The following is a 25,665-nucleotide window of genomic DNA, read 5'->3' on the forward strand; positions in this document are numbered from 1 at the left end:
AATTATCCCCAGAAATAGATTTTTAAATGGGCTTCTAAATATTTCTGATTTCTAGTAAAACAAATTGTTTTTCTACTTAATCTCTTTATGTGTGTTCTTAAATTCAAATTCATTCGCTCAATTCTATTCGTACAATATTGAAATCGTTTGTGAATTTCTTTTGGAATAATACTCGGGTACATATTTAATCCATCTGTGTAAATCCTTTTAGGATGGAGCAGGAGTACTTTATTTATAATCGACTTTAAATTTTCCGTATTCCTACTACCGATAATAAAATCGATAACATTTTTAGTCTTTTGCTCAATAGCATAGATTAACCAATTCTGTTTTTTATCATTGGCTATTTTTATAAACAGTTCATCTATTTCAAATTTACAACCGAACTTATTAAAATATGGGGCTTTAATTTGCTTACTAATATTTAACATCCTTGACAAAACTGTCTTAGTAGAAATGTTCAGTATTCGACTAATACTTCTGATTCCACAACCTTCTTTAAGTAATTTTTTTATGAAATCATTTGTTTCTGATTTGTATGCTTGATATCTATAATCTGATTGAAAATATTTCTTGCAATTTTTACAGTAAAACCGCTGCTTATTATTTTGCAACCCTTTTCTAATAGAATTGGAAGAATTACACTTTGTACAATTCATAGCTTTTTTAGGTGCTAATTTACTACATGAAGTGAAAAGAAACTTAGATTTAATAGTTTCTAACGAATTTTTACTATTTCAAATGACAAAAGATGCCATCCTTTTTAGAACGGCATCTTTATTTAACTTCTTGATTTTTAAATGAAATCAAAACTTATTTTCAATAAGTACTATTTTACTACACTACCTCAGTTGAGATAGCTAATAAAATAGCTAAAGCTCTTGATATTAGTTTAGATTTCTTGGTTGGTAATAATTCTGTAATTGTAAAAGACAAAAAAATATTACAACGTGTGGAAGCTATCAATAATATGCCTGAAGATGAACAACAACAAATATTTAAAGTAATTGATGCCTTAATACGTGATTACAACGCCAAAAAAGCCTACTCCTAAAAACAACAAAACCACAACATCTCTGCTGTGGCTTTAGCTTTATTATTTTAAAAGTTAATTTATAGTTACTTACATACTCGCACGGATTACAAATCCGAGCTATCGGATATATTCTAAATTAAAACCCAAGCCTTTTTCAAACTTAGTAAGTTTAAATTTGGAGTTGTCGCTAGTAAAATATGGAGGAAAATCATTACCATAAATAAACTCAACAAACATATGTTTAGTATCAATATAACCTTCAGGCTCATAATATGTTAATACCTCATAAACTATTTGCCCCTCATTAATGAATATAATTGATCTATTTTCTAGAAACTTTCTTTTACCATTATATTTAACTCCTGTAATTTTAGAAATAGCTTTTGCATCCGCCTCTGGATAGTGATCCATTGAAAACACATACATTTTATCCCATTCAAAAGGGAAAATTTCGCCCATATCAATAACACAATTATCCTTTTGATTACATCTATTATAGCTTTCAGCAATAATAGCATTAAACTCACTAGTGTTTTTATTTTCTTTACAACTAACTAAAGTTATTAAAACTAACAAAATTATATTCTTCATTGGTTATTAAATGTTTTACACGGTTCTAAATACAAACTGGTTTAGAAAGTTTAGATAAATAGAACTAATACCCCCATTCGTTTTTAGGAAATTGTACTCTATCTTTACCATCTGTTCCCAAATCTTTCCATCTATTTAATAATTGATTATACTGTTTTTCAGTTATTTTTGTTCTAGTCACTGTAAAAGTACCATCTTTTTCTTTTTTGATAGTAAATAAACCTTCTTCCTTGAATATATTTAAAATTCCTTTTGCAATATCTATTGTGTTTAAATCTTGTCCTTTTCCTACACCAAAAGCTCTACCAATCTCATTATTAGATTCATCTGCAACTTGATCAGCTTCAAATATTCCTTCAATCCCTGATTTTTTTGAAGTATCAACTGGTTTTCCTTCATGAGTATCCCCTACAAGTTTTGCATCTTCTGAACCGAACTCTTTCGCTATTAATGCCTGCCATAATGCATGCCTAAATGCACCTCGGTCACTACCTCTATCTTTATGACCTCCTGTCTGCACAGGTCCATTTTGTTTTAATACAATATCTTCACTTGTACCATCTTTTGTTGGAGCTCTATTAGCAAACCTATTAGCAACAACTCTAGAACTATTTGACCATTGATATGGCGCTCCTGCCCTGAATGCTAATAGTTTGCTTTTTTCCTCTACTTTTTTATGAGCACTTCTATCTCGGTTATTACCCGCAGAAGCAGAAATATCAACTCCAGACGTTTCTTCTCCCTCTAAACCTTCTATTTCAATTTTCCATACAGGGTTATTATGAGAAACTTGATATGTGGATATATTATAAAACTTTTCAGAGATTGGGTCGACTCCAAAAAACCTACCGAGCTCTGGCATATAATTACGATACCTGAAAGTTAACCAATTCAAGCCAAATTCTTTATTCATTTCTTGACCTAAATACGTTTGGTAATCATTCTCAGCTCCTATTACATTTGAATTATACCCCTTATGTTCAAGTCCAAATGGATACGTATTTCTTTCATCCAAAATCTCACTAGATGCCTGTATAACTCCGTCATTATTTAGGTCTGAATAGGATAATCTTATACTTCCTAAATGGTCAGTATAAGAGTACACGTAATTAAACGTACCATTATCATTCTTTACATAACCTTCTGGATGTGAAAATTGCTTTAAAGCTCCGTTCTCATAAACAAAGTTTCCTGCATACTCCACCGTCTTATTAGCTAAAACTTTCTTCTGCTTTTCTCCTTTGGCATCATATATAAAACTTATATTGTTGCCATTAATGGTTACTTGTGTTGGTAAATTAAGATGATTGTAAATGATGTTGGTAATCCCTTTATTCCTATTAACAACCATGTTTCCATTTATGTCGTATTCAAAATCATTATTGGTATTTGTGCCATCTTTAAATCCATAGGTTTTATTTCCTGCATCGTTAACTTTCAAAAGCTTATTACCATTATCATAGGTATATGATAAATTATCCATTACCCCAAAAGAAGTTGCATCTGCGTTCAAATGACCTTTTCTTGTAAGTGTCAGAATATTTCCCATTTTATCATAGGTAACATTCGATAAGTCATAATTTGAGGTTGAAACTCCTGTCGCACTTAACAGCCTATTTAATCCATCGTATTCGTAAGAGTATGTCCTCGTACTAGTATCTACATTTAACGTACTCCAACTCGTTTCACTTATGTTCCCATTAAACAGGGCTGTAGCTCCATTTTGAGGGTTGTTGTAGTTGATACTAAAGTTAAATAAATCTTTATCATTTTTACCATCTTGGTTAATGTTTTTTAACCAACCACGTACGTTATATGTATAGTCTACTTCTTGTAAAGTACCGCCAACCTTTTTGGTTTTTAGTTGTCCTAAATCATCATACTCATTAGTTACAATAGTTTCTGTAGCTTGTGCATTTATTTTTTGAGTTTGTTTTGTCATTCTTCCTACGTGGTCATACTCAAACCTATCTATAGTTACAATTGGAGAATTAGTTCCTTTAATATGTGTAGCTTTGGTTTCTAACACTTTACCAGAAAAATCTAGTTTACTTTCTACAATGTCGATAGTACCTAATTCATCATTTTTAGAATACACATAAATAGGTCTAGCTTTTTTATCGTAATAGGTAACTGTAGTGATCCAGTTGTTTGTTGCTAAAACTCTGACTTTAGACACCGTTGCTAAACCTTTAGTTCGACTAGTGGAGGTTATTCCGTAACTGGTAGTCACAGTTTGTCCTAAACCATCTGGTAAATCAATATACGTATCGTAGTAGTTGATGGTATAAACACCTGTAACTCCTTTTGGAATTGCAGTTTTAGTATAATATATATCAGCCCCTCCATAGGTTTGTTTTGAGGTTGTTTTTTCAAATTGAGTATAGTCTCCTGTAATAGCAATATTTTGTAAATGAGCTCTATTGCCGCTATTTGACATATAGCCAGTATAAACAACTCTTCCAAAAGCATCATATTTAGTAAATAACCATTTGTCTTGAGCTTTTAAATTAGCATCCTGAGTTAAAACTGGTCTATCTAATTTGTCATAGACAATATATTCCCATCCTTTACCTGGTATTTTCTTTTCTACCAAACGGTTTCTGTAGTCGTATTTATATTGATAACACAATTCTGATAACTCTGTTTCATCTGGTTTAGCTGAATGTGGTTCAGATTTTGGAGGTAACACATAGGTTAAGTTTCCAAAATCGTCATACACATAGTAGGTATCGTGAGCTGTTTCAATATCAGATACTAAAGCATATGTTCGTTTTAAAATTACTTGTCCCTGCTTGTTCTTAAACTCTTCTGTGGTGTGCAGTTTACTTGCGCTACCATTATGATTCTCATCTTTAGTAACTGTTTTATACAACTCTCCTGCTATAAAATTTCCATTATTCACTGTGCTAAGTTCTAGAGTAGGAGTATAGGTGTTATCAGCAAAAGAGGTAGTTACATAGTAATTTTTAACCTCAGTAGCAATATTAGTATCATATACAAACTCAATTTCATGTCCGTTACCTAATTTCCATGCTTCCCCCGGAGCTGCTTGTTTTAGTACTCTATTAAGAGGGGAACTATCAAACTGTTTTTCTGAATAAGCATTTACATCAGGTAAGCTTACGCCTGTAAAATCATTACTATAATTTACTTGATAAAAGCTTTTTGTAGCCGATGCAACATCACCTGTTATAATTGCTCCATTAGCACTTTCAACAGCATAGGGGAGGTATTCTTTAGTTTGGCGTCCAAATTCATCGTACTCTATATGAGTAACAATATCTTTAGGAGTTTCATTATTCGTCAAAACACCACCTGCTTGTATTGCTATACTTTGTTTAGCTCTTCCTAGACCATCAAAATAGATTATACTTTCTTGTACATCTTTATTTTGTGTTATTCCAGTAGGGTTTGTCATGGGCTCTTGATACGCTCTTGTAAACACATAGTTTTCGTTGCTAAATACCGGAGGTGTGTAGCTACAACCATTGTTGGTACCTGCTTCATTTGGACAATTATCAGTATTGTTAGTAACATATCCTGCAGGCTTAACGCTGTAATATACACTATTGTTTGGATCTCCAAACCCATCTCCATCAGCATCTAAATAAAATCTTTGTGGAGCAATATTGGTAATATTTACTGAGCTATCGTCATAATCATCATTATTACTTACATATCCGCTAGGAGTTTCACAAGCACTGGTTGTATTATTTGGGTCACCATAACTATCTCCATCTGTATCAGCATACCATGTTGGTGGGGAACTAATACTATAAGTAACACCTCTTGCGCTACTCCAACACCCTGTGGTATTATTACGAGCTTTTAAATAATAAACAGTTCCGCTAGTTCTAGTAATACTGATACTTGAATTGGAGGTGCTAGTTCCAGAGCTGCTACTTTGCCAATACCAAGTAATTCCAGTAGGAGAGCTTCCTTTGGTAAGGACAGTATTCCCACAGTTTAGAGTGATTGTAGGTGTACTTGGAGTGCTTGGTACCGTATTGATACTATAGCTTACACTTCTTGTGTTACTCCAACACCCTGTAGTATTATTTCTAGCTCTTAAGTAGTGTATAGTTCCGTTAGTTCTGGTAATATTAGTACTAGAATTAGCAGTACTGGTTCCAGAGTTGCTACTTTGCCAATACCAAGTAATTCCAGTAGGAGAGCTTCCTTTAGTAAGTACTGTACTTCCACAATTTTTAGTAATTGTTGGTGTTGAAGGAGTATTAGGTAGCGTATTGATACTATAACTTACACTTCTAGCATTACTCCAACACCCTGTGGTATTGTTACGAGCTCTTAGATAATAAATTGTTCCGCTAGTTCTGGTAATACTAGTATTTGAATTACCAGTACTGGTTCCAGAGCTGCTGCTTTGCCAATACCAAGTGATTCCACTAGGAGAACTTGCTTTGGTAAGTACTGTGTTTCCACAGTTTTTAGTGATTGTAGGTGTTGATGGAGTGCTTGGTACTGTATTGATACTATAACTCACACTTCTTGTACTGCTCCAACATCCTGAGGTATTATTTCTTGCTCTTAGATAATAAACCGTTCCACTAGTTCTAGTAATACTCGTACTTGAATTAGTAGTACTGGTTCCAGAGCTGCTACTTTGCCAATACCAAGTAATTCCAGTAGGAGAGCTTCCTTTGGTAAGCACTGTATTCCCACAGTTTTTTGTTATTGTAGGTGCAGAAGGAGTGCTAGGTACGGTATTGATACTATAACTTACACTTCTTGTGCTACTCCAACAGCCTGTAGTATTGTTTCTAGCTCTTAGATAATAGATTGTTCCGCTAGTTCTGGTAATGCTTGTACTTGAATTAGAGGTACTGATTCCAGAACTACTACTTTGCCAATACCAAGTAATTCCACTGGGTGGAGTACCTCTTTTTAATACTGTACTTCCACAATTTTTAGTGACTGTAGGTGCACTTGGAGTACTTGGTTTAGGTGCTTCATCTATCTGTCCATCACAATCATTATCAATACCATCACATATTTCAAGAGCTCCAGGTTTAATGTTAGGATTGTTATCATTACAATCACCATTTACATTTGAATAGGCTAATGAACCATCAGGGTTTGTTAATGTTGGTTGATTACAATCTAAAATTCCAATTCCTGTCCCATAGCCATCACTATCTGAATCTACATACCAGTACTTAGGGAGACTAGCATTTGAATCGTTACAATCACTAGCATTACTTACATAGCCTGAAGGAGCAGAACAGCCTAATATTTTGTTAGACAAAGTTCCGTAACCATCTCCATCAACATCCCTATAATAATACCGGGGGAGAGAAGAATTGTTGTCATCACAATCACTAGAGTTGCTTACATAGCCAGATAGAGCTGTACAGGATAGTACTTTATTTGATGATGTACCATATCCATCTCCATCACTATCTCTATACCAAAATCTTTCTGCCTTTATATTAGGATCACTATCATCACAATCTGTATTATTAAGTACATAACCATTAGGTTGTGTTGAAGTTTTATATGAAATGTTAGGGTTACCATATCCATCCCCATCTGCATCTCTATACCATATTGTATTTCCATCAGGATCTATAGGGATTGACTGACTGTGGATATTCTGGAATGATATAGAAAAAAACATAGCTATTGTAAAAAAAATATACTTTTTCATAGTTAATTAGTTTTTATAATGGTATTTGTGTTCTTTTAAAAGATTCCCGTCGGCATCTTTTATAAATTCTAATCGGTTAAAACCATCGTATTGATAATATATGGTTTGTCCTCTTGGGTCGGTAATACTTGTTACTCCAACTAATGGATCATAGGTAAAAGTGGTTACTTGAGCATTTGGAAGAGAGGTTCTTAAAGTGTTTAAGGCTGTACGTAAAGTTCCTTCGTACCCTACGTTTCCTATTGTTCTGTCATTGTCTGCATTTGACTTGGTCTGTATATCGGAAATTGTAGTTGTTGAAATGTCTGACAATGTAGCATTCTCAATTTTAGCGATAGGCTGAGTTTGATTATACCCCCAGATATATACAATATGGGTACCATCTTTTTTACTTACCTCTACAGGATTACCTTTATCATTATAGGTATGATATATAATTCGATCTTCTAATGTTTGTGTACCTTTAGCAGTTTGGATAAACTCGGGCAAAAATAAACCGTTGAAATTGTTATAATTTGTACGTTGAGTAGAATATAATAGATTATCTTTAAAAGTTTCTACTTGAACAGGAGTTGCAATTCTATTCTGTAGTTTTAATTGATCTATAATGGCTTTTTCCGTAGGAGTTAAATCATCATGTCCTAAAGAATTTACACTAGTTACATCAGGAGTGTAGTAGTTTTTTGTCTTTAAAACTTCTCCTTTGCTATTAGTTGTTTCTGTAGATGCTATTTGATAATGATTGTCGTAATTATATAAATAATCTATACTACTAATTAACTCCTTACCTTGAAAATAACTTGTTTCTTTTTTTGAAATCGGGTTTGAAGCTCCACCTACTAAATTATAAATCTTATAATCATTATGATTAGATTCTAAAGGGGCATCTTCGTTTAACTTAAATGTTATTAAAGGTAGGTGGTATTGTTTTTTATTATTTATGTATAGTAAAGGGTTTTCTTTAGTTTCATCTATTGGAATTGTTAAAGCCTTATAGTTAGGAAAACCTGCATAAGAATAGTTGTACTCTTCTTTTTTTACAGGGTAATAGTTATTATCTTGTTTTTTAAAATAAGTAATTTCTATGGGTTTGCCTCTTAACCATTCATTATTTATAGGTAAGGTGTATGGAGGCTTATAAAATTCTCCGTCATCGGGCATTGAAGTAAATTTATAATTTATTTTTCCTCCTCTACCTTGTTCATTTTCATTATTTAAATATTCTGTAATATGGCTATAACCAACGTGATTCCCTTGTTCATAAGTATATGGACTTCCTGGTCTTGCTCCATACGCCTCAGCTGTAATCACTGCTCCTGAAGCATCAAAGGTTTCGTTTTTAAAATAATACGTAGGTAAAGAATATAACAACCCACTACTCTCTCTTTCAGGCGTTAGATATTCATATGATTTAATAATCTTTCCATTGTCAATACTATTAATTTCAATCTCTTTGATTCTATTTCCTCCACTATAGGTTAAATCGGGCTCTGAAACTACTACTTCATCCCAACTTAAAGCAATGCTAAACCCGTTTTGAGAATCAAGTGGATCATCTTCTCCTATTACTTTTACTACAAACTTATAATCTCCTGCCGACAACATGGTTGGGTAATCATGCATTCCCATATAAATACTTCTATAATATGAAGTACCATTAATGCCTACAATGCTTACTTGGTATTTACACTCTGAAATGTTTGCCGTTGTACTACAGGTTCCAAAGCTTCCAAAAAACGAAATTTGTGATCTAAAATTAGCTGCATTGTCTCCTACACTAAAGGTCTTTTCATAATCGCCATTGGCTACTTTATACTCTGGACTTTTTAATAAGTTCGTCGATTTTGAGCTTGATGATGTTTGGTTAGGGTTTTTAAAATATAAGTTATGAAAGTATACAGGAGGAACAGCTTTATTTGATTCAAATGTAAATTTACTGTAACCTTTTGTAGGATTAATAACTTTAGTTATTAATCCTACCTTAGATTTAAACTCATCTACTTCTCTATTTACTATTCTATCGTAATTATAAAAAGTTAAAAAAGAGCCATTATTTTTACCATTATAGTACCCCCAGAGATCTTGTGCATTAGAAAATCTATTGGGAAGTTCTTCTTTATTAGTGTATTCAAAAGTATAATAATGCTTTTCTTCTCCGCTTTTTGATACTTGTTTTATAGCGTTCAAAAAAAGGCGTTTTTTTGCAGAAGGTTCTATATTTTTTAAATAACTTAAAACATTATTACTTAATTCATCATTACTGTAACTATGAATTAATTTGTACTTTTTTATTAGTTGGTCTTTTAAATCTTTTACTTCTATAGATTCTAGTTTATGTGAGCCTTTCAAATCCTCTCTTTCAATTGTTGATTTGTTAAAAATTACTTTCCCTGTTTCAAAAACTATTTCCTTTAACTGAAACTGTGTACTGGAAACTTTTGAGAAAAAAGAACTCGCTCCGTTTGTAGTTTTGTCATATTTATCATAAGACCTTCTGTAATAAGTTAAATTTTCTTTTTCATAATTAAAATGAATCTTTTTACCATCAGGACTAACAATGTCAATTAAATGCCAGCTGTTTATAATATCATAACCTGATTTTCCTAAATCAGATAAACCATCATTTGCATACACATAATTATGAGATATATCTACATCTTTAGCATATCTCGAAATATCATTGTTTTCTGGTTCTCCAAAATAATATTTATAGCCATTGCTTGTAGTAATTATCCACTTTTTAAACCCTGAATATTCTATTTTAATATCAGAGTAACTTTGAATAAGAGGTTTTTTAGTTTTTTGATCAAAAATGAATTTACCACTTCCTCCGGGAAAATGAAAATTAAATTGATCTGGGACTAAATCTATACCTTCAGCTCCTGAAAGTGATTCAGTATATACGTATGATCTTGTTGATTCATTTGTGCCAAAATCACTGTAAAAATCTTTAGTATAATATCCAAGTGCCCCCTCATCTATACTTCCTCTTACTTGTCTAGATATTATACCGCCTGCATTTAATGCCCATCCTATACCAATCCTAGAGGCTATTTCTTCTACCCGAATACCTCTAGCGTGGTATGATAGACTTATTGGTATGTTTGTTCCAGAAGATTCTATATCATAAATAGGTATGGAAATATTAGGTAACCCAGTATAATGAGATACAGGAACTTCAGTGAATTTTGCTAAAGAGGTTGCTTCAGGTGAGGGAGGAATAATTGTAGGTAACTCTTGTGCGTATCCCCATACACAAAACAGCATCATTACAATGCTTAACATAGTTTTTTTCATAAAATGTAATAGTGATTAAATTAGCAATTATTATTTTTCTCTTCTATCGGCTGCAAATTACATTATTTTTTGAAATAAAAAAACTGAAAAACAGTAGGTTATATGGTTGTAGAAGTAGTATAGATAGAAGCTGTAGAAAAGTATATAGCTGTCTAACTAGATACTATAAGTAACTTGAGAAAAGAAAAACTAATTATAAGATTATTAAAGCGTATTTAATTCGGCAACTTCTTACTTAATAAACCGTAAATAAAAGCCCCTAAGAGCGCTCCTAAGAGCACAATAATCATTGGAAGTATTCCTTGTCCAATCAAAACAAAAACAGGGGCAGGACAAGCACCTGCTAATGCCCAGCCTAAGCCAAAGATAGTACCTCCAACTAATGTTCTAATGAACCCTTTTTTCTTTTCTTTAATATTAATTTGGTTACCTAAGTAATCTTTAATTTTTCCAGTTTTAAAGAAGTACATAAATAGAGTAGAGAGGGCTACGGCAGAACCAATAATACCATACATGTGAAATGATTGGAATTTAAACATTTCATAAATACGATACCAAGAAACAGCTTCTGATTTAGATAAAATAATTCCGAAAACTATTCCAATAACTAAAAATTTTAAATTCTTCATCTTAACCAAATATTAAAGGGAATAGTACCCAGATCATAATTAAACCACCAATAAAAAAACCAATTACCGCAATTAAAGAAGGTAACTGAAAGCTGCTCAGTCCTGTAATTGCGTGCCCTGAAGTACAGCCATCTGCGTAACGAGTTCCAAAACCAATTAAAATTCCAGCAACTAATAAAATTGCAAAACCTTTCAAGGTTAACATATTTTCTACACTGAAAATTTCGTTTGGTACATAGGTTTTTCCTGCGTCAGCAAACCCCAAATCTGCTAATTCGCTAACTGTGGTAGGGTTTAAATCAATTCCTGGTGTTGCAGATAAATAGTTAATAGCTATATATCCGCCAATTAATAAACCAGCTAAAAAGATAATGGCCCAGTCACGCTCTTTCCAGTCTTTTTTAAAATAGTCTGATATTTTACCAGCACCTGCCATGGTGCAGATGGTTTCTAAGTTTGTTGATACACCAAAGTTTTTTCCGAAGTAAAAAAACAAGAAAAGTACAATAGCTATAAGTGGCCCTGAAACATACCAAGGCCAAGGTTGTAATATAAAATCCATTATAATATATTTTTTAAATAAGTGATAATGGTTTTTGTTGCCCCTACATTTTTTAAAATGTAATTGTGGTTAACACTCCCCATTTGCTCTCTAAGTTTTTTGCCTGATTTTAATGAAGCAAAATTACTAGAAAATTCGTTAGTATTTACAACGATTTTTGCACCGCCTATTTTAAGTAAATCAACAGCTTCTTGAAATTTACTGTATTTGTTACCCCCAAAAACAACAGGAATGCCATATGTAGCAGGTTCTAAAATATTGTGTAAACCTGTTGCTAAACCACCTCCTACATAGGCAACATCAGCGTATGAATATATTTTGGTAAGTAAGCCAATAGTATCAATGATGAAAACTTGATGTTTTGACAGGTTTTTGTTTTCTTTTTTAGAGTAAAGAATAGTTTTTTTGTTGATAGAATCTTGTAACTCTTTAATTTGCTTTCTGTGAATGTTATGTGGGGCAATGATAAATTTTTCATCATCGGAAGCATGATTATTTATATAATCTATAATAAGTTCTTCATCTTCTTTCCAAGTACTTCCAGCAACAACAGTATATTGATTATTTTTAAATTCCGAAATAAAACTTAAAGAGTTGTCTTGTTGTAAAATATCGTATACACGGTCAAATCGTGTATCACCAGCAATAGTTACGTTATTAAAATTAATAGAATTTAATAAGTCTTTAGAAGTTTTGTTTTGTACAAAAAAGTGATTAAAAGCAGTTAGTTTTTCACGCATAAAACCTCCATACCATTTAAAAAAGGATTGTTTTTTTCTAAAAATCCCCGAAATTAAAATCGTAGGAATCTGATGTCTTTTTAACTCAGATAATAGATTAGGCCAAAACTCATACTTTATCATAATTGCCATTTCAGGATGTACCTGTTTGATGAATTTTTTAACATTTGATTTTGTGTCTAATGGTAAATAACAAATTACATCAGCTAATGGATAATTTTTTCTTACTTCATATCCAGAAGGGGAGAAAAAAGTAACAACTATTTTATAGTCTGTATAAAGCTGTTTTAACTCTTCAATAATAGGTCTTCCTTGTTCAAATTCCCCTAAAGAAGCAGCATGAAACCAAATTACTTTATCGGTTTTTGAAAGACTGTCAAGTTTTGAGAATGTTTCTTTTCTACCTTCATAAAATAACTTTATTTTTTTGTTGAATAAAGCCACAAACGGAAGCAGAACAGATACTATTAAAAGAAGTAAATTGTATAAAAAATTCATTATGCGAATTTATGAAATAAAAAAATCAGTGAAGTTACTCACTGATTTTTTATTCTATGTTGAAATATGTTATGATTCCATTTCAAAATCTTCCATAAATTTAGTGGTATAATTACCAGCTACGTAATCTGGATGATCCATTAATTGTCTATGGAAAGGAATAGTTGTTTTTACACCTTCAATAACATACTCATCTAGTGCACGTTTCATTTTGTTGATTGCTTCTTCACGAGTTTGTGCAGTAACAATTAACTTAGAAATCATTGAATCATAGTTTGGTGGAATCATGTACCCAGCATATACGTGAGTATCGATACGAACACCATGACCACCTGGAGCATGATAAGAGGTTATTTTTCCTGGAGCAGGTCTAAATCCGTTATAAGGATCTTCTGCATTAATTCTACATTCAATTGAGTGTAATTGTGGCTTGTAGTTTTTACCAGAAATTGGCACACCAGCCGCAACTAAAATTTGTTCACGAATCAAATCGTAGTCTACAACTTCTTCAGTAATTGGATGCTCTACCTGAATACGAGTATTCATCTCCATAAAGTAGAAGTTACGGTGTTTATCTACTAAGAACTCAACCGTTCCAGCACCTTCATACTTAATGTATTCAGCAGCTTTAACAGCAGCAGCTCCCATAGCATCACGTAATTCTTCTGTCATGAAAGGAGAAGGAGTTTCTTCAGTTAATTTTTGGTGACGACGTTGAACTGAACAATCTCTTTCAGATAAGTGACAAGCTTTACCATAAGCATCACCTACTACTTGGATTTCAATATGGCGAGGCTCTTCAATTAACTTCTCCATATACATATCGTCGTTTCCAAAAGCAGCTTTAGATTCTTGTCTTGCAGAATCCCAAGCATCTTTTAAATCTTCAGCTTTCCAAACAGCACGCATACCTTTACCTCCACCACCAGCAGATGCTTTTAACATTACAGGGTATCCTGTTTCTGCAGCGACTTTTTCACATTCTTCAAATGTGGTAATTACACCGTCACTACCTGGTACACAAGGTACTCCAGCAGCTTTCATGGTAGCTTTAGCATTCGCTTTGTCTCCCATTCTATCAATCATCTCTGGAGAAGCTCCGATAAACTTAATTTCGTGCTCTTCACATAGTCTTGAGAATTTAGCGTTTTCAGCTAAGAAACCATATCCTGGGTGAATTCCGTCAGCGTTTGTAATCTCTGCAGCTGCTATGATGCGATCCATTTTTAAATAAGATTCGCTACTTGGTGCAGGTCCAATACAAACAGCTTCATCAGCAAATCGTACGTGTAAACTTTCAGCATCTGCTTTAGAATAAACAGCTACTGTTTTTATCCCCATCTCTTTACAGGTTCTAATTACACGTAACGCGATTTCGCCTCTATTGGCAATTAATATCTTTTTAAACATGTCTTTTAGTTTATGAGTTTATTGGGTTTAGTTGTTTAAGAGTTTAGCTATGCTAAACTTCTAAACTTAAAACTTCTAAACCAAAAATTATGATGGGTCTACTAAAAATAATGGTTGATCAAATTCTACTGGAGAAGAGTCATCCACTAATACTTTAACGATCTTACCAGATACTTCTGATTCAATTTCGTTAAATAATTTCATTGCTTCAATGATACAAACAGTATCACCAACTTTTACCTCTGTTCCTACTTCAGCAAAATTAGGTTTATCTGGAGAAGGTTTTCTATAGAAAGTACCAATGATAGGTGATTTTATAGTTACATATTTTGAGTCGTCTGTAGATTCAGCTGCTACTGGGGCTGCAGCTGGTGTAGCTGGTTGTGCAACAGGGGCAGGAGCTATCATTTGTTGAGCTGCTGCTGGGGCAGGAGCTTGAATGATAGTAGTTTCAGGAGTGTCACTTCCAGTTTTAATGGTGATTTTAATATCTTCCATTTCTAGCTTCACTTCACTTGCACCTGACTTAGCTACAAACTTTATAAGACTTTGAATTTCTTTAATGTCCATTTTCCTAAATTTTAGTTGTTTAGTTATGAGTTATATGCCCATTTTAAGTAGATAGCTCCCCATGTGAAGCCTCCACCAAATGCGGCAAAAATTAAATTATCTCCTTTTTTCAACTCTTTTTCATAGTCAGCAAGTAACAACGGTAAAGTAGCAGAAGTAGTATTTCCGTACTTATGAATATTCATCATTACTTTATCATCTTCTAAGCCAACTCTATTAGCAGTGGCTTCGATGATTCTTTTATTAGCTTGGTGTGGTACTAGCCACTGAATGTCATCTTTTGTTAAGTTGTTTCTGGTTAACATTTTTTCAGAAACATCTGCCATGTTAGAAACAGCAAATTTAAATACAGTTCTTCCTTCTTGGTGAACAAAATGTTGCTTGTTTTTAACAGTGTCTTCTGATGCTGGTAAAATTGAACCACCTGCATCAATTTTTAAGAATTCACGACCAATTCCGTCGCTTCTTAAATATTCATCTTGCAACCCTAAACCGTCGTTATTAGGTTCAAATAAAACAGCACCAGCACCATCTCCAAAGATGATACAAGTAGCTCTATCGCTATAGTCAATAATTGATGACATTTTATCGGCACCAATTAACAATACTTTTTTATATCTCCCACTTTCAATATAACTAGAGGCAGTTGACATACCATATAAAAAACTTGAACAAGCCGCTTGTAAATCATAAGAAAAAGCATTCACGGCTCCTATTTTAGAAGCTGTATAAGCTGCTGTTGAAGCTACAGGCATGTCTGGAGTAGCAGTTGCTACAATAACCATGTCGATATCTTCAGGGTTTGTATTTGATTTTTGAAGTAAATCTTCTGCTGCTTTTATTGCCATGAAAGAAGTTCCAAGACCTTCGCCTTTTAAAATCCTTCTTTCTTTGATTCCTGTTCTCGTAGTAATCCACTCATCATTGGTGTCTACCATTGTCTCTAGCTCTTTATTAGTTAGAGCATATTCTGGAATATATTTTCCTACCGCTGTTATAGCTGCAGTTATTTTAGTCATAGTTGTTTGTTTTGTAGTAAAACGAGTTTTCAAAGTAATGAAAATTATTTCACTTTTTTATAGAAAAAAACATCAAAAAGAGTAATTTTTGATGTAAAAACATAAAAAAACCCTCAAAGTAGAGGGTTTTTTAATTTTTTAAACTAGTTTTTAAGCCTCAGCAGCAGCACTTTCTAATACTACTTGACCTCTGTAATAAAGTTTTCCTTCATGCCAGTGAGCTCTGTGGTATAAATGAGCTTCTCCAGTTGTAGGATCAACAGCTATTTGAGGTACAGAAGCTTTATAGTGAGTTCTTCTTTTATCTCTTCTAGTTTTAGATATTTTTCTCTTTGGATGTGCCATTTTATGTCTTATTTATCTGTTAGTAAATCCTTTAATTTATCCCATCTAGGGTCTGTTGATGTTTCTTCAACAGTTTTTTCTTCGTTTATTTTTAATTCCTTTAATTTTCTTAAAGCATCCGATTGCATGGTGCCATCAATAACATTTGGATGTATTCTTTTGCTCGGTACTGATAACACAATTAACTCATATATATATTGAGACACATTTACTTGATAGGCTTCATGCGGAAGTATCAAAATTTCATCATGTTCATCATTAAACTCAGGTCCAAACTTAACAACCAAATCTAAATTACCATTAATAGGTAAATCAAATAACTCATTAGTAATATCACAAGGAACATTAACTGTTCCACTTATGTTAAAAGCAAGTTCAAATAAAGTGCTTTTTTTAACAAATGTAATATCAGCTTTTATGTTAGCGTTGTTAAACTCGTCAAACTGAAATGCTTCAAAGAACGTTTTGTCAATTTGATATTCAAACAAATGACTTCCTTCTTTTAAACCTACAAAAGGTACGTTGAATTGTTTTAAGTCTTTCATCTACAACTATCAATTTGAGCGTGCAAAGATATAAAAAATGTTTTTACTTTTATGTTTTGAGAAAAAAAAATGAACTATTTTGCTTTTAATGCGTTTTTTGTAAGTTCTTGATACTCTTTTCGGTTCTTAAATATTTGTAATGAGGTAAATAAGGCTTCTTTAAAAGATGTAGGATTGGCATTATTTTTACCAGCAATATCAAATCCAGTTCCATGATCAGGAGAGGTTCTTATTTTGCTTAAACCTGCGGTGAAATTCACACCATTTCCAAACGATAAAGCTTTAAATGGAGCCAAACCTTGGTCGTGATACATGGCTAAAACTCCGTCAAATTGCTCATAGGTTTTTGAACCAAAGAAACCATCGGCTGCATACGGACCAAAAACTAATTTACCAGTTTCTTTAATTTCAGTAATAGTAGGGCGAATAATTTCGTCATCTTCAGTACCAATTATTCCATTGTCACCACAATGTGGATTTAGCCCTAATACTGCAATTTTAGGCTTACTAATATTAAAATCTTGTTTTAAAGAGTTGTACATGATTTCAACTTTAGATTTTATAAGTTCTGGAGTAATGGCTTCTGAAACTTTAGAAACAGGAATATGACCAGTTATTAAACCAATACGTAATTCATCTGTCATTAAAATCATTAAACTTTTTCCATCAAAGTTTTCTTCTAAGTATTCTGTATGACCTGGAAACTTAAATTCTTCAGATTGAATATTCTCTTTGTTAATAGGAGCTGTAATAATAAGATCTATTTGATTATTTTTTAAAGCTCCAACAGCTGCTTGTAATGATTTTAAGGCAAATTTACCTCCTTCTTCTGTAGTTTTACCGAGGTCTATTTTAACTTCTTCTTTCCAGCTGTTTAATAAATTAACTTTACCATGTACAAGTTTGTCTAAAGAAGTAATTCCATGGATACTGGTATTAAGTCTTAAAGCCTTTTTATGATATGAAATTAGTTTGTTTGAAGCAAATAAAACTGGAGTGCAAAAGTCAAGCATTCGTTTGTCTTCAAATGTTTTTAAAATAATTTCGATACCAATCCCGTTGATGTCCCCAACCGAAATTCCGACAATAATTTTGTTTGCTTTATCCATAGTTTACTTTCGTAGGTAAAGTTGTATTTTTGATGCTAACAAAAGTAACTAAATTTTTATAGAATGTTTACCGGAATAATAGAAACTCTTGGAATTGTTAAAGGTATTGAGCGTGAAAAAGAGAATTTACACCTTACAATAAAAAGTACAATAACTAATGAGTTGAAAATAGATCAGAGCGTAGCACATAATGGTGTTTGCTTAACAGTTGTTGCAATTGATAAGGATGAGTATACAGTTACAGCGATAAAAGAAACACTAGATAAAACGAATATAGGTGATTTACAGGTAGGAGCCGAGGTAAACCTTGAAAGAGCAATGAAGTTAGGGGCTCGATTAGATGGGCATATAGTACAAGGACATGTAGATGGAACAGGGGTTTGTAAAAATATAGAAGATGCAGATGGTAGTACAGTTTTTACTTTTTCATATGATTTTGATGGCTCAAATGTTACCATTGAAAAAGGTTCGATTACTATAAACGGAGTAAGTTTAACGGTGGTTAATTCTAAAAAGGATGAGTTTAGTGTGGCTATTATTCCATATACATATGAGCATACAACTTTTAAAAACTTTAAAATAGGTACTAAAGTAAATCTTGAGTTTGATGTAATTGGTAAATATGTAGCAAGACTTCATAGTTTAAGAGGATAAAAAAATATACAAAAACTATGGAGGTATTTAAGTCTATAGCCTTATGTTTTTCAGGAGGAGGATATAGAGCAGCTTGCTTTTCTTTAGGAACACTATCATTATTAGAAAAAGTAGGTTTACTAGAAAATGTAAAAGCAATTTCTACTGTTTCTGGGGGTACAATTACTGGGGTTAAGTATGTACAATCTCAAATTGAAGAAAAAGATTTTCAAGTTTTTTTTGATGAGTATTATAAATGGTTAGCTAAGGATGAGTTAACAAGTAATGCACTTAGTCATTTGAGATGGCCTTTAATTTGGAATCAGCCTGAAAATAAACATAAGCGAAAGAATCCGATTAATGCCTTTGCTATAGAATATAACAAGCTAACAAATCAAGCAACTTTAGGACAAGTTCAAGATGTAATAAGTCAAGGTAAAACACACTTAGAAAGAGTGGTGTTTAACGCTACAGATTTTGATAGCACACATCAGTTTAGGTTTCAAAATATTAAAGGAAACCAAAAAAGGTTTGGAAATGGGAAAGTACATACTAAGTATAAAGAAGTAATTGATGATATAAAGTTAGGAGATGTAATTGCAGCGTCAACTGCTTTTCCAGGAGGATTTGAACCCATGGGGTTTCCGTATGATTTTAGTCCTAATCATAATGATTTAGAAGAAATAGGCTTGATGGATGGAGGTATTGTTGATAATCAAGGAGCCTCTGTTTTTGTATCAGAAGCACAAAATCAATGTGAAGGGAAGCCAGAACGTCATGATTTATATTTCTTGTGTGATGTCTCTTCACCATATCCTGGAAAAGGCTTTAAGTTTGCTTCTGACTCATGGTTTAGTAAATATGTATCATATGTGTCCAGTGCTTTTACCCTATTATTTATGTTAATAGTTACAGTGTTTTTTGGAGTGCAAAAAATGATGGTTTGGTATACTATAAGCGTTGTAATATTGGCTTTTTTAGTATTCACACACTTTTTATTTTTCTCGTTATCTAAACTGATGCAAAATGAAACAGGTGTAGATCAAAGATTGTATTTACCACCAAGGAGGGTTGGTTTTTATATACTTAACAGAGCAAAATCTTTAGTCCGTATGGCAAGTGTAGTTTTTCTTAAAAATGATAGAAGGCAACATGCAAATGCTATTTACAGTACTTTTCCAAATAAAATAATTACATCTACAGTGTATGAGTTACGATGTAAAGATACTTCAGGAAATCAAACAACCCGACCAGAGAATGAAAGAGGTTGGGAGGAAATAAAGAAATATACAGGAGAGATAAGCGAAGCTATTATTAAAAATTCAAATAAAAGTACATCGTTCGGTACTACTTTATGGTTTACTCAAAAGGACAAGGAAAATAACATGTTAAACAATGTTATCGCATGTGGAGAATACACTGCTTGTTATAATTTGTTGTCTTATTTGATTATTCAATATGGAGATAAGGCTACTGAACTACCAGTTTTTAAAGAACTATTATCTCTTTGGAAGAAATTTCAGGAGAATCCAAGGTTTTTAGTAGAAGAGCGTCAAGAAAAAATAAAGACCATGAACAAATAAATATTCATGGTCTTTTTAAATTTAAAAAACTAAGACTTTTATTGTGTCAATGATAGTTTTAACAACTTTGTTTTTAAAATGACCTAAACTTATTTTTGAGATACCTGCAGCTTGCAAGGTTTTCATTTTAAATAAATCTTTTTGACTTTTTACCAGCCATTCAAAATCTTCTACAGTAAGCTTACCTTGTGCTAATAAAGAAGTCCATCTTTCTAGTTTGCTTTTTGATTCACTCAAGAATAGTTCAATATCTTTTTTTGATTCTTTTGAAAACTCACTAAACTTATCATTAAATAAAGAAACTAATGATTTTTTTAATTCTTGTAATATTTTATCGAAATCCATAGCGGGTTAATTTTTAAAAATAAGTTCTAGTAATTTGTTTTTTGTAGCAGGCTCTTTTTTGCTTTCATACTCAAGTAACAGGTTAAAAGCTTCAGTTATTTGTGCTTTAGCTTCTGTAATAAAGAAAGGAGAAAGCTTATCCTTTTCTTTCCATCGTTTCAAAAATCCAGCAAGTAAGTTTTTGTCTTGGTCAGCCAATAATAACCACATCTTGTAGGTTATTTCATTATTAGGTTTGTATTTTTCGTATTCAACAATTTTAGCAATTTCATTTTGTAGTTTTTCAATTTCTTTACTGTTTTCTTCGTAAGAGTTTTCAGCTTTATCTATAAGTTGATTGGCGTCTATTTTTATTTCAATAGTTTTTTGAAAAGAATATTGATCATAAGGAGCTGTTTTAAGGATACTGCAAGAAGAAAGAAAAGCAGTAATAAACATTAGGATAAAGAAGGGTTTGTTGTTTTTCATTTTGGAAGTTAGGTTAATTTTTAAAACTAGTAAATTTAATACTTTATGAATCATAATAAAGGGAAAAAACACCTAGAAAAGAGAAGTGTTTTTTAGGGGTAATTTTAAAAGAAGTGTTGGGTTTTATGATAAAAGTCATGTAAATCAATAAGTTATATTCGTATCTTTGAGAAGGATGTAAATTAATTAAGTTATGGATATATCAGTGTTTTTACTAAAGTTTTGGGGATGGTACTGTATTATTTTCTTTTTTGTACTAAGTTTTAATCCTAAGAGAGTAAAACAAATAGTAGATAATTTACAGGATGCAAGGTTTTTAATTATTCTTTCACTCTTTGCTATTATAATTGGTTTGCTTAATGTTTTAGCACATAATATATGGGAGGCAAACATTAAACTTTTGATTACTCTGTTTGGTTGGTTAGCTTTAATTAAAGGAATCGTTTTATTTACTTTTCCTAAGCAAATGATTAACTTATTAAAACAAACCAATTTGAAATTTATACAAGCCTTATATGTGATGTTGTTTTTCTTAGGGCTGTTTTTATTGAATGAAGCTTACGGAATAGTTCCTTTTTAACCGAATTTAAATCGAAATGAAAAAAAAGATTTTACTACTAACAGATTTTTCTGAAGCATCATATAATGCAATGGTATATGCTTTAGAGCTTTTTAGAACAGAAAGGTGTAGCTTTTACATATTAAATGTTTTTAAAACGACATATAATTTAATAGAAGACTTAATTCCTCCTAAACCAGGAGAGAAAGGATATGATGAACCAAAGAAAAAATCATTAGAAGGGCTTAATAAAATATCAAAATTAATAGAATCTAAAGAGGAGGGGAATCCTTTTCATGAGTTTGATTACATATCACAAAAAAATAAATCACTACTGAATGCAGTTGAAGAAATAGTGGAACAAAAGGATATAGAAATGGTTGTAATGGCTACAAAAGGACAAACTAATGACAATAGTTCTGTATTTGGGAGTAATGCAATACAGGTAATGGAGAAGATTCGTAATTGTCCTGTTTTAGTAGTGCCAAAAAAAGCCAAGAGAAAAATACCAAAAGAGATTGTTTTCCCAACAAGTTATAGAACACATTATAAAAAAAGAGAGCTAGATTATTTAATTGATATAGTTGGAGCCTGTAATGCATCTTTAAGAGTATTACATATTACTAATAACGATGATATAGATGAAAATCAAAAAGAGCATAAGGAGATGTTGAATGAATATCTTGAAGGTTTAAAATTTTCATTTCATACATTATCTTGTGTAACTGTGTCTACAGCAATAAAATGTTTTGTAGAAAGTAGAGAGAGTGATATGGTGGCTTTTATAAATAAAAAGCACGCATTTTTTGATACTATATTCTCTAAACCATTAGTAAAAGAAGTAGGGTATAAGTTAAAGGTACCTGTGTTGGTGTTACATGATTTAAGAAACTAAAAAGTAAAACAATGAAAAACGTAGGAGTTTGGTTAGATAAAGAGAAAGCTCTTGTTGTAACCATTGAAAATGGAACAGAAAATATGAAAACGATACAATCTAATATAGAAACGTTTCGTATTCATGGAGGCTCAGGAACTCGATTTAAAGGAGGTCCGCAAGATGTGGTTCAGGATAGTAGGTACTTAGAAAGAGAAAAGCATCAAACAAAAAGATATTTTGATGAGCTTGCAGAAGAAGTTAATAATGCTGATTCGTTAGCTATTTTTGGTCCTGCAGAAACTTTTGAAAAATTTAAGAAAGAGCTTGAAAGCTCTTATAAAGAACTAGATGCGAAGGTTAAAACAGTAAAAAGGGTTGATAGTATGACAGATAATCAAGTAAAAGCCTTGATTAGAGATTTCTTTGATAATGGAAACTAGCCCAAATAAAATAACAATAGTAAAGGCTTCTGGAGAGGTTGTGCTATTCTCGTTAACCAAATTAAAAAAGTCGCTTAAAAGAACTGGAGCAGACGACGCTTTAGTATCTGAAATTTTAAAAATAGTTCAAGATGAGCTATATGAGGGAATAACTACTAAAGAAATTTACAATAGAGCTTTTGCTTTACTAAAGAAAAAAAAGAATGTATTTGCTTCAAAATACAAATTAAAAAAAGCAATATACGAGTTAGGACCGACAGGTTTTCCTTTTGAACATTTTGTAGCAGCAATTTTAAAATATTCTGGATATAAAGTAAAAATAGGAGAGGTTTTACAAGGAGAATGTGTGCAACATGAGGTTGATGTATTGGCACATAAAAACAATGAAACTACTGTTGTGGAATGTAAATTTCACAGTGAGCAAGGACTTGTCTGTAATGTTAAAATTCCTTTGTATATCCATTCTCGTTACCAAGATGTAAAAAATCATTGGAATACTTTCAATAAGCATAAAACAACCTTAACTCAAGGTTGGGTAGTTACAAATACACGATTTACGGATGATGCTGAGAAGTATGGTAATTGTGCGGGTTTGTATTTGCTAAGTTGGGATTACCCGAAAGAAAATAGCTTAAAAGATATAATTGATAGGTTAGGACTATATCCAATAACGGTTTCTACACTGTTAACTAAAAGAGAAAAACAGTTTTTGTTAAATAGAGATGTAGTGTTATGTAGAGAATTGATAAAAGACAGCTTTTATCTAGATCATTTAGGTGTTTCAGATACCAGAAAAAGTAGGATTCTATCAGAAATACAACAATTGTGTAGTGTTTAAAAAGAAGGAGGTATGTTAACTTTTGCGAAAGTTCATTTTTTAGGGGCTGCAGGTACTGTAACAGGATCAAAGTTTTTGATTGAAGTCTACAGTAAGAAAATTATGATTGACTGTGGTATGTTTCAAGGGTTAAAGGAACTTAGAGAATTAAACTGGGCAGAGCTTCCTGTGGATGTAAAGAAAATAGATATTGTATTATTAACTCATGGACATCTAGATCATGTGGGTTTTTTACCTCGTTTATATAAGCAAGGATTTAGAGGGAAAATTATAGGTACCGCTCCAACATTAGCTATTGCAGCAATTATTTTAAAAGATAGTGCTAAAATTCATGAAGAAGAAGCACAAAAAGCTGCAGAAGAAAATTATAGTAAACATAATCCGGTACTACCTTTTTATACGATTACTGAAGCGGAAAATACCATAAGTTTATTTCAAGTCGAAGAAGAAGGAAAATGGGTTTCTTTTTCTGAAGAAATCTCTTACAGGTTTCAATATAATGGGCATATCATAGGAGCTACTTTTATAGAATTAAATATTAATGAAAAAACATTTGTGTTTTCAGGAGATGTTGGAAGGGTAAAGGATTACTTACTAGAGAAGCCCAAAAAACCGGTTTGGGCAGACTATCTTTTTTTAGAAAGTACGTACGGTCATAAATTGCATCCAAAAGAAAATATAGAAGAAATTCTATCGAAACTCATCAAAGAAACAATAGAAAATAAAGGGAATTTAATCATTCCTAGTTTTGCTGTTGAGCGATTACAAATGTTAATGTATGTTTTGTGGAAGCTCTATAAGAAAAATAAAATACCAAGCATACCAATTTTCGTTGACAGTCCAATGGGAAATAACGTTTTAGAGGTTTTTAAAAGATATCCTCAATGGCATAAATTACCCATGGCTGAATACGAAGCGATGTGTAACCATATAAATATTATAGAGTCGTACAGAGAAACATGGGAAACTATAGATGATCCTAGGTCAAAAATAATAATTGCTGGAAGTGGAATGGTAACAGGAGGTAGGGTTTTAACTTATTTACAACAATTGATAGATGAACCAACAACAACAGTTTTATTAGTAGGGTATCAGGCAGAAGGAACAAGAGGAAGGCAGTTGCAAGAAGGATGTCATGAAATAAAATTTTATGGAAGATATTTTCCTGTAAAAGCAAGAGTAGAGAGTATAGAAAGCTTATCGGCACATGCAGATCAAGAAGACTTATTAAATTGGTTAAGTGATATTAAAAACATACCAGAAGAAGTATTTCTTATTCATGGAGAGCAAACAGCTTTAGATGCTTTTAGATTGAAAATTCAAAAAGAAAAGAATTGGAATGTTTGTATTCCAAAGTTACATGCTATAAAGGAGTTAATGGTATAGAAGTTTAACCTAAAAACTAACTCGATGAAAACAACAGAAACACAATTAAAATATGTAGAGTGGTTAAGTGCAGAAGATATGCACTTAATGTCAAAACAATGGTTGTCTGAACTCTCGTTTTTAAAAGACGAACAGCTTTTTTTTGAAGACTTAATACGGAAATACATTTTTGAGCTTATAGCACCAGAGCAATTTAAGAAAACCACTAAAATAGTAGAGTCGCTGAGTAATTCAAGAAAAAAAACGGAAGAGTTAACCAAAATTGTAGAAGCTCATGAAAGAGGGCTAGAGGTAATGGTAGATGGAGTAGATCAAGTAATAGAAGAAGAAGTTTACAAAAACGAACACCGAAGGTTGATAGCAAAGGTTAGTAAGTTTTTAAACGAATATCAAGATTTAAAGCAAACACTTTTTACTACAGTAAAAAAGATTTCAAAATCAGAAAAAAAAGGATTAACCGAATAGAAAATAAAAAACGGAGTTCAATATTGAGCTCCGTTTTTTATTTTATAAT

At 32.1% G+C, this 25,665-nt stretch carries 24 protein-coding genes; 9 read left to right on the forward strand and 15 right to left on the reverse strand.

The window, feature by feature from the left end; genetic code table 11:
- Positions 1–2: 2 nt before the first annotated feature.
- Complete coding sequence (locus ACKTTR_RS01690) at positions 3–659, reverse strand: IS1 family transposase (RefSeq protein ID WP_408026230.1); 657 nt, start codon at positions 657–659, stop codon at positions 3–5.
- Positions 660–901: 242 nt separating this feature from the next.
- Here ACKTTR_RS01690 and ACKTTR_RS01695 point away from each other — a divergent pair, with 242 nt between their 5' ends.
- Positions 902–1,054: a hypothetical protein gene (locus ACKTTR_RS01695; protein WP_408026231.1), complete on the forward strand. Its 153-nt coding sequence runs from the start codon at positions 902–904 to the stop codon at positions 1,052–1,054.
- Positions 1,055–1,153: 99 nt separating this feature from the next.
- On the opposite strand, the gene ACKTTR_RS01700 is transcribed toward ACKTTR_RS01695, so the two are convergent.
- The 12 genes from ACKTTR_RS01700 to pdxA all read right to left on the reverse strand — a co-directional run bounded on the left by ACKTTR_RS01700 (position 1,154) and on the right by pdxA (position 18,022).
- Positions 1,154–1,627 carry a hypothetical protein gene (locus ACKTTR_RS01700; RefSeq protein WP_408026232.1) on the reverse strand — a complete coding sequence of 158 codons (474 nt, stop codon included), beginning with the start codon at positions 1,625–1,627 and terminating at the stop codon, positions 1,154–1,156.
- Between the two features lie 64 nt (positions 1,628–1,691).
- The gene (locus ACKTTR_RS01705; protein WP_408026233.1) at positions 1,692–7,298 is read right to left on the reverse strand and encodes a DUF6443 domain-containing protein; all 5,607 of its coding nucleotides are present in this window, start codon (positions 7,296–7,298) and stop codon (positions 1,692–1,694) included.
- A 6-nt stretch (positions 7,299–7,304) separates the two neighbouring features.
- Positions 7,305–10,595: an RHS repeat protein gene (locus ACKTTR_RS01710; RefSeq protein WP_408026234.1), complete on the reverse strand. Its 3,291-nt coding sequence runs from the start codon at positions 10,593–10,595 to the stop codon at positions 7,305–7,307.
- Positions 10,596–10,810: 215 nt separating this feature from the next.
- Positions 10,811–11,224, reverse strand: coding sequence for a DUF6691 family protein (locus ACKTTR_RS01715; protein ID WP_408026235.1), 414 nt, complete (start codon positions 11,222–11,224; stop codon positions 10,811–10,813).
- 1 nt (position 11,225) lies between these two features.
- Positions 11,226–11,786 (reverse strand): YeeE/YedE family protein, encoded by a 561-nt coding sequence (locus tag ACKTTR_RS01720; RefSeq protein ID WP_408026236.1) that lies wholly within the window; start codon positions 11,784–11,786, stop codon positions 11,226–11,228.
- Positions 11,786–13,024, reverse strand: a complete 1,239-nt coding sequence (locus tag ACKTTR_RS01725; RefSeq protein ID WP_408026237.1) for a 3-deoxy-D-manno-octulosonic acid transferase — start codon at positions 13,022–13,024, stop codon at positions 11,786–11,788. Before ACKTTR_RS01725 ends, ACKTTR_RS01720 begins: the two co-directional genes overlap by 1 nt.
- 69 nt (positions 13,025–13,093) lie before the next feature.
- Positions 13,094–14,434, reverse strand: a complete 1,341-nt coding sequence (gene accC, locus ACKTTR_RS01730) for an acetyl-CoA carboxylase biotin carboxylase subunit (protein WP_408026238.1) — start codon at positions 14,432–14,434, stop codon at positions 13,094–13,096.
- An 87-nt stretch (positions 14,435–14,521) separates the two neighbouring features.
- Positions 14,522–15,004 (reverse strand): acetyl-CoA carboxylase biotin carboxyl carrier protein, encoded by a 483-nt coding sequence (gene accB / locus ACKTTR_RS01735; RefSeq protein ID WP_408026239.1) that lies wholly within the window; start codon positions 15,002–15,004, stop codon positions 14,522–14,524.
- Positions 15,005–15,027: 23 nt separating this feature from the next.
- Complete coding sequence (locus tag ACKTTR_RS01740; RefSeq protein WP_125343248.1) at positions 15,028–16,023, reverse strand: beta-ketoacyl-ACP synthase III; 996 nt, start codon at positions 16,021–16,023, stop codon at positions 15,028–15,030.
- 150 nt (positions 16,024–16,173) lie between these two features.
- Positions 16,174–16,368: a 50S ribosomal protein L32 gene (gene rpmF / locus ACKTTR_RS01745; protein WP_047789948.1), complete on the reverse strand. Its 195-nt coding sequence runs from the start codon at positions 16,366–16,368 to the stop codon at positions 16,174–16,176.
- Positions 16,369–16,376: 8 nt separating this feature from the next.
- Positions 16,377–16,913, reverse strand: coding sequence for a YceD family protein (locus ACKTTR_RS01750; RefSeq protein WP_408026240.1), 537 nt, complete (start codon positions 16,911–16,913; stop codon positions 16,377–16,379).
- Positions 16,914–16,987: 74 nt separating this feature from the next.
- The gene (gene pdxA / locus ACKTTR_RS01755; RefSeq protein WP_408026241.1) at positions 16,988–18,022 is read right to left on the reverse strand and encodes a 4-hydroxythreonine-4-phosphate dehydrogenase PdxA; all 1,035 of its coding nucleotides are present in this window, start codon (positions 18,020–18,022) and stop codon (positions 16,988–16,990) included.
- A gap of 63 nt (positions 18,023–18,085) precedes the next feature.
- Between pdxA and ACKTTR_RS01760 the strand changes: the two genes are divergently transcribed.
- Positions 18,086–18,676 (forward strand): riboflavin synthase, encoded by a 591-nt coding sequence (locus ACKTTR_RS01760; RefSeq protein ID WP_408026242.1) that lies wholly within the window; start codon positions 18,086–18,088, stop codon positions 18,674–18,676.
- Between the two features lie 17 nt (positions 18,677–18,693).
- Entirely contained in the window at positions 18,694–20,238 is a 1,545-nt protein-coding gene (locus tag ACKTTR_RS01765; protein WP_408026243.1) for a patatin-like phospholipase family protein, read from the forward strand.
- 21 nt (positions 20,239–20,259) lie between these two features.
- Here ACKTTR_RS01765 and ACKTTR_RS01770 read toward each other — a convergent pair whose 3' ends face one another.
- Complete coding sequence (locus tag ACKTTR_RS01770) at positions 20,260–20,583, reverse strand: hypothetical protein (protein WP_408026244.1); 324 nt, start codon at positions 20,581–20,583, stop codon at positions 20,260–20,262.
- 6 nt (positions 20,584–20,589) lie between these two features.
- Complete coding sequence (locus ACKTTR_RS01775) at positions 20,590–21,051, reverse strand: hypothetical protein (RefSeq protein ID WP_408026245.1); 462 nt, start codon at positions 21,049–21,051, stop codon at positions 20,590–20,592.
- A 193-nt stretch (positions 21,052–21,244) separates the two neighbouring features.
- Here ACKTTR_RS01775 and ACKTTR_RS01780 point away from each other — a divergent pair, with 193 nt between their 5' ends.
- From ACKTTR_RS01780 to ACKTTR_RS01805, 6 genes are read left to right on the forward strand one after another with little or no spacing between them, the layout of a single operon-like run.
- The gene (locus ACKTTR_RS01780) at positions 21,245–21,631 is read left to right on the forward strand and encodes a hypothetical protein (protein WP_408026246.1); all 387 of its coding nucleotides are present in this window, start codon (positions 21,245–21,247) and stop codon (positions 21,629–21,631) included.
- 16 nt (positions 21,632–21,647) lie between these two features.
- Positions 21,648–22,505, forward strand: coding sequence for a universal stress protein (locus tag ACKTTR_RS01785; protein WP_408026247.1), 858 nt, complete (start codon positions 21,648–21,650; stop codon positions 22,503–22,505).
- Between the two features lie 11 nt (positions 22,506–22,516).
- Positions 22,517–22,927, forward strand: coding sequence for a hypothetical protein (locus ACKTTR_RS01790; RefSeq protein WP_408026248.1), 411 nt, complete (start codon positions 22,517–22,519; stop codon positions 22,925–22,927).
- Entirely contained in the window at positions 22,917–23,765 is an 849-nt protein-coding gene (locus ACKTTR_RS01795; RefSeq protein WP_408026249.1) for a restriction endonuclease, read from the forward strand. Before ACKTTR_RS01790 ends, ACKTTR_RS01795 begins: the two co-directional genes overlap by 11 nt.
- Positions 23,766–23,777: 12 nt before the next feature.
- A complete protein-coding gene (locus ACKTTR_RS01800) occupies positions 23,778–25,151 on the forward strand; it encodes an MBL fold metallo-hydrolase RNA specificity domain-containing protein (protein WP_408026250.1) in 1,374 nt (457 codons plus the stop codon).
- A gap of 24 nt (positions 25,152–25,175) precedes the next feature.
- Complete coding sequence (locus ACKTTR_RS01805) at positions 25,176–25,616, forward strand: hypothetical protein (protein ID WP_408026251.1); 441 nt, start codon at positions 25,176–25,178, stop codon at positions 25,614–25,616.
- Positions 25,617–25,665: the final 49 nt, after the last annotated feature.

Source organism: Tenacibaculum litoreum (genome assembly GCF_964513915.1).
GTDB classification, from domain to species: domain Bacteria; phylum Bacteroidota; class Bacteroidia; order Flavobacteriales; family Flavobacteriaceae; genus Polaribacter; species Polaribacter litoreum.

Bases quoted from the DNA above. Each gene is read 5' to 3' on its own strand.
- ACKTTR_RS01690 (WP_408026230.1), bottom strand. From the start codon at position 659: ATGAATTGTACAAAGTGTAATTCTTCCAATTCTATTAGAAAAGGGTTG.
- ACKTTR_RS01700 (WP_408026232.1), bottom strand. From the start codon at position 1,627: ATGAAGAATATAATTTTGTTAGTTTTAATAACTTTAGTTAGTTGTAAA.
- ACKTTR_RS01705 (WP_408026233.1), bottom strand. From the start codon at position 7,298: ATGAAAAAGTATATTTTTTTTACAATAGCTATGTTTTTTTCTATATCA.
- ACKTTR_RS01710 (WP_408026234.1), bottom strand. From the start codon at position 10,595: ATGAAAAAAACTATGTTAAGCATTGTAATGATGCTGTTTTGTGTATGG.
- ACKTTR_RS01715 (WP_408026235.1), bottom strand. From the start codon at position 11,224: ATGAAGAATTTAAAATTTTTAGTTATTGGAATAGTTTTCGGAATTATT.
- ACKTTR_RS01720 (WP_408026236.1), bottom strand. From the start codon at position 11,786: ATGGATTTTATATTACAACCTTGGCCTTGGTATGTTTCAGGGCCACTT.
- ACKTTR_RS01725 (WP_408026237.1), bottom strand. From the start codon at position 13,024: ATGAATTTTTTATACAATTTACTTCTTTTAATAGTATCTGTTCTGCTT.
- accC (WP_408026238.1), bottom strand. From the start codon at position 14,434: ATGTTTAAAAAGATATTAATTGCCAATAGAGGCGAAATCGCGTTACGT.
- accB (WP_408026239.1), bottom strand. From the start codon at position 15,004: ATGGACATTAAAGAAATTCAAAGTCTTATAAAGTTTGTAGCTAAGTCA.
- ACKTTR_RS01740 (WP_125343248.1), bottom strand. From the start codon at position 16,023: ATGACTAAAATAACTGCAGCTATAACAGCGGTAGGAAAATATATTCCA.
- rpmF (WP_047789948.1), bottom strand. From the start codon at position 16,368: ATGGCACATCCAAAGAGAAAAATATCTAAAACTAGAAGAGATAAAAGA.
- ACKTTR_RS01750 (WP_408026240.1), bottom strand. From the start codon at position 16,913: ATGAAAGACTTAAAACAATTCAACGTACCTTTTGTAGGTTTAAAAGAA.
- pdxA (WP_408026241.1), bottom strand. From the start codon at position 18,022: ATGGATAAAGCAAACAAAATTATTGTCGGAATTTCGGTTGGGGACATC.
- ACKTTR_RS01760 (WP_408026242.1), top strand. From the start codon at position 18,086: ATGTTTACCGGAATAATAGAAACTCTTGGAATTGTTAAAGGTATTGAG.
- ACKTTR_RS01765 (WP_408026243.1), top strand. From the start codon at position 18,694: ATGGAGGTATTTAAGTCTATAGCCTTATGTTTTTCAGGAGGAGGATAT.
- ACKTTR_RS01770 (WP_408026244.1), bottom strand. From the start codon at position 20,583: ATGGATTTCGATAAAATATTACAAGAATTAAAAAAATCATTAGTTTCT.
- ACKTTR_RS01775 (WP_408026245.1), bottom strand. From the start codon at position 21,051: ATGAAAAACAACAAACCCTTCTTTATCCTAATGTTTATTACTGCTTTT.
- ACKTTR_RS01780 (WP_408026246.1), top strand. From the start codon at position 21,245: ATGGATATATCAGTGTTTTTACTAAAGTTTTGGGGATGGTACTGTATT.
- ACKTTR_RS01785 (WP_408026247.1), top strand. From the start codon at position 21,648: ATGAAAAAAAAGATTTTACTACTAACAGATTTTTCTGAAGCATCATAT.
- ACKTTR_RS01790 (WP_408026248.1), top strand. From the start codon at position 22,517: ATGAAAAACGTAGGAGTTTGGTTAGATAAAGAGAAAGCTCTTGTTGTA.
- ACKTTR_RS01795 (WP_408026249.1), top strand. From the start codon at position 22,917: ATGGAAACTAGCCCAAATAAAATAACAATAGTAAAGGCTTCTGGAGAG.
- ACKTTR_RS01800 (WP_408026250.1), top strand. From the start codon at position 23,778: ATGTTAACTTTTGCGAAAGTTCATTTTTTAGGGGCTGCAGGTACTGTA.
- ACKTTR_RS01805 (WP_408026251.1), top strand. From the start codon at position 25,176: ATGAAAACAACAGAAACACAATTAAAATATGTAGAGTGGTTAAGTGCA.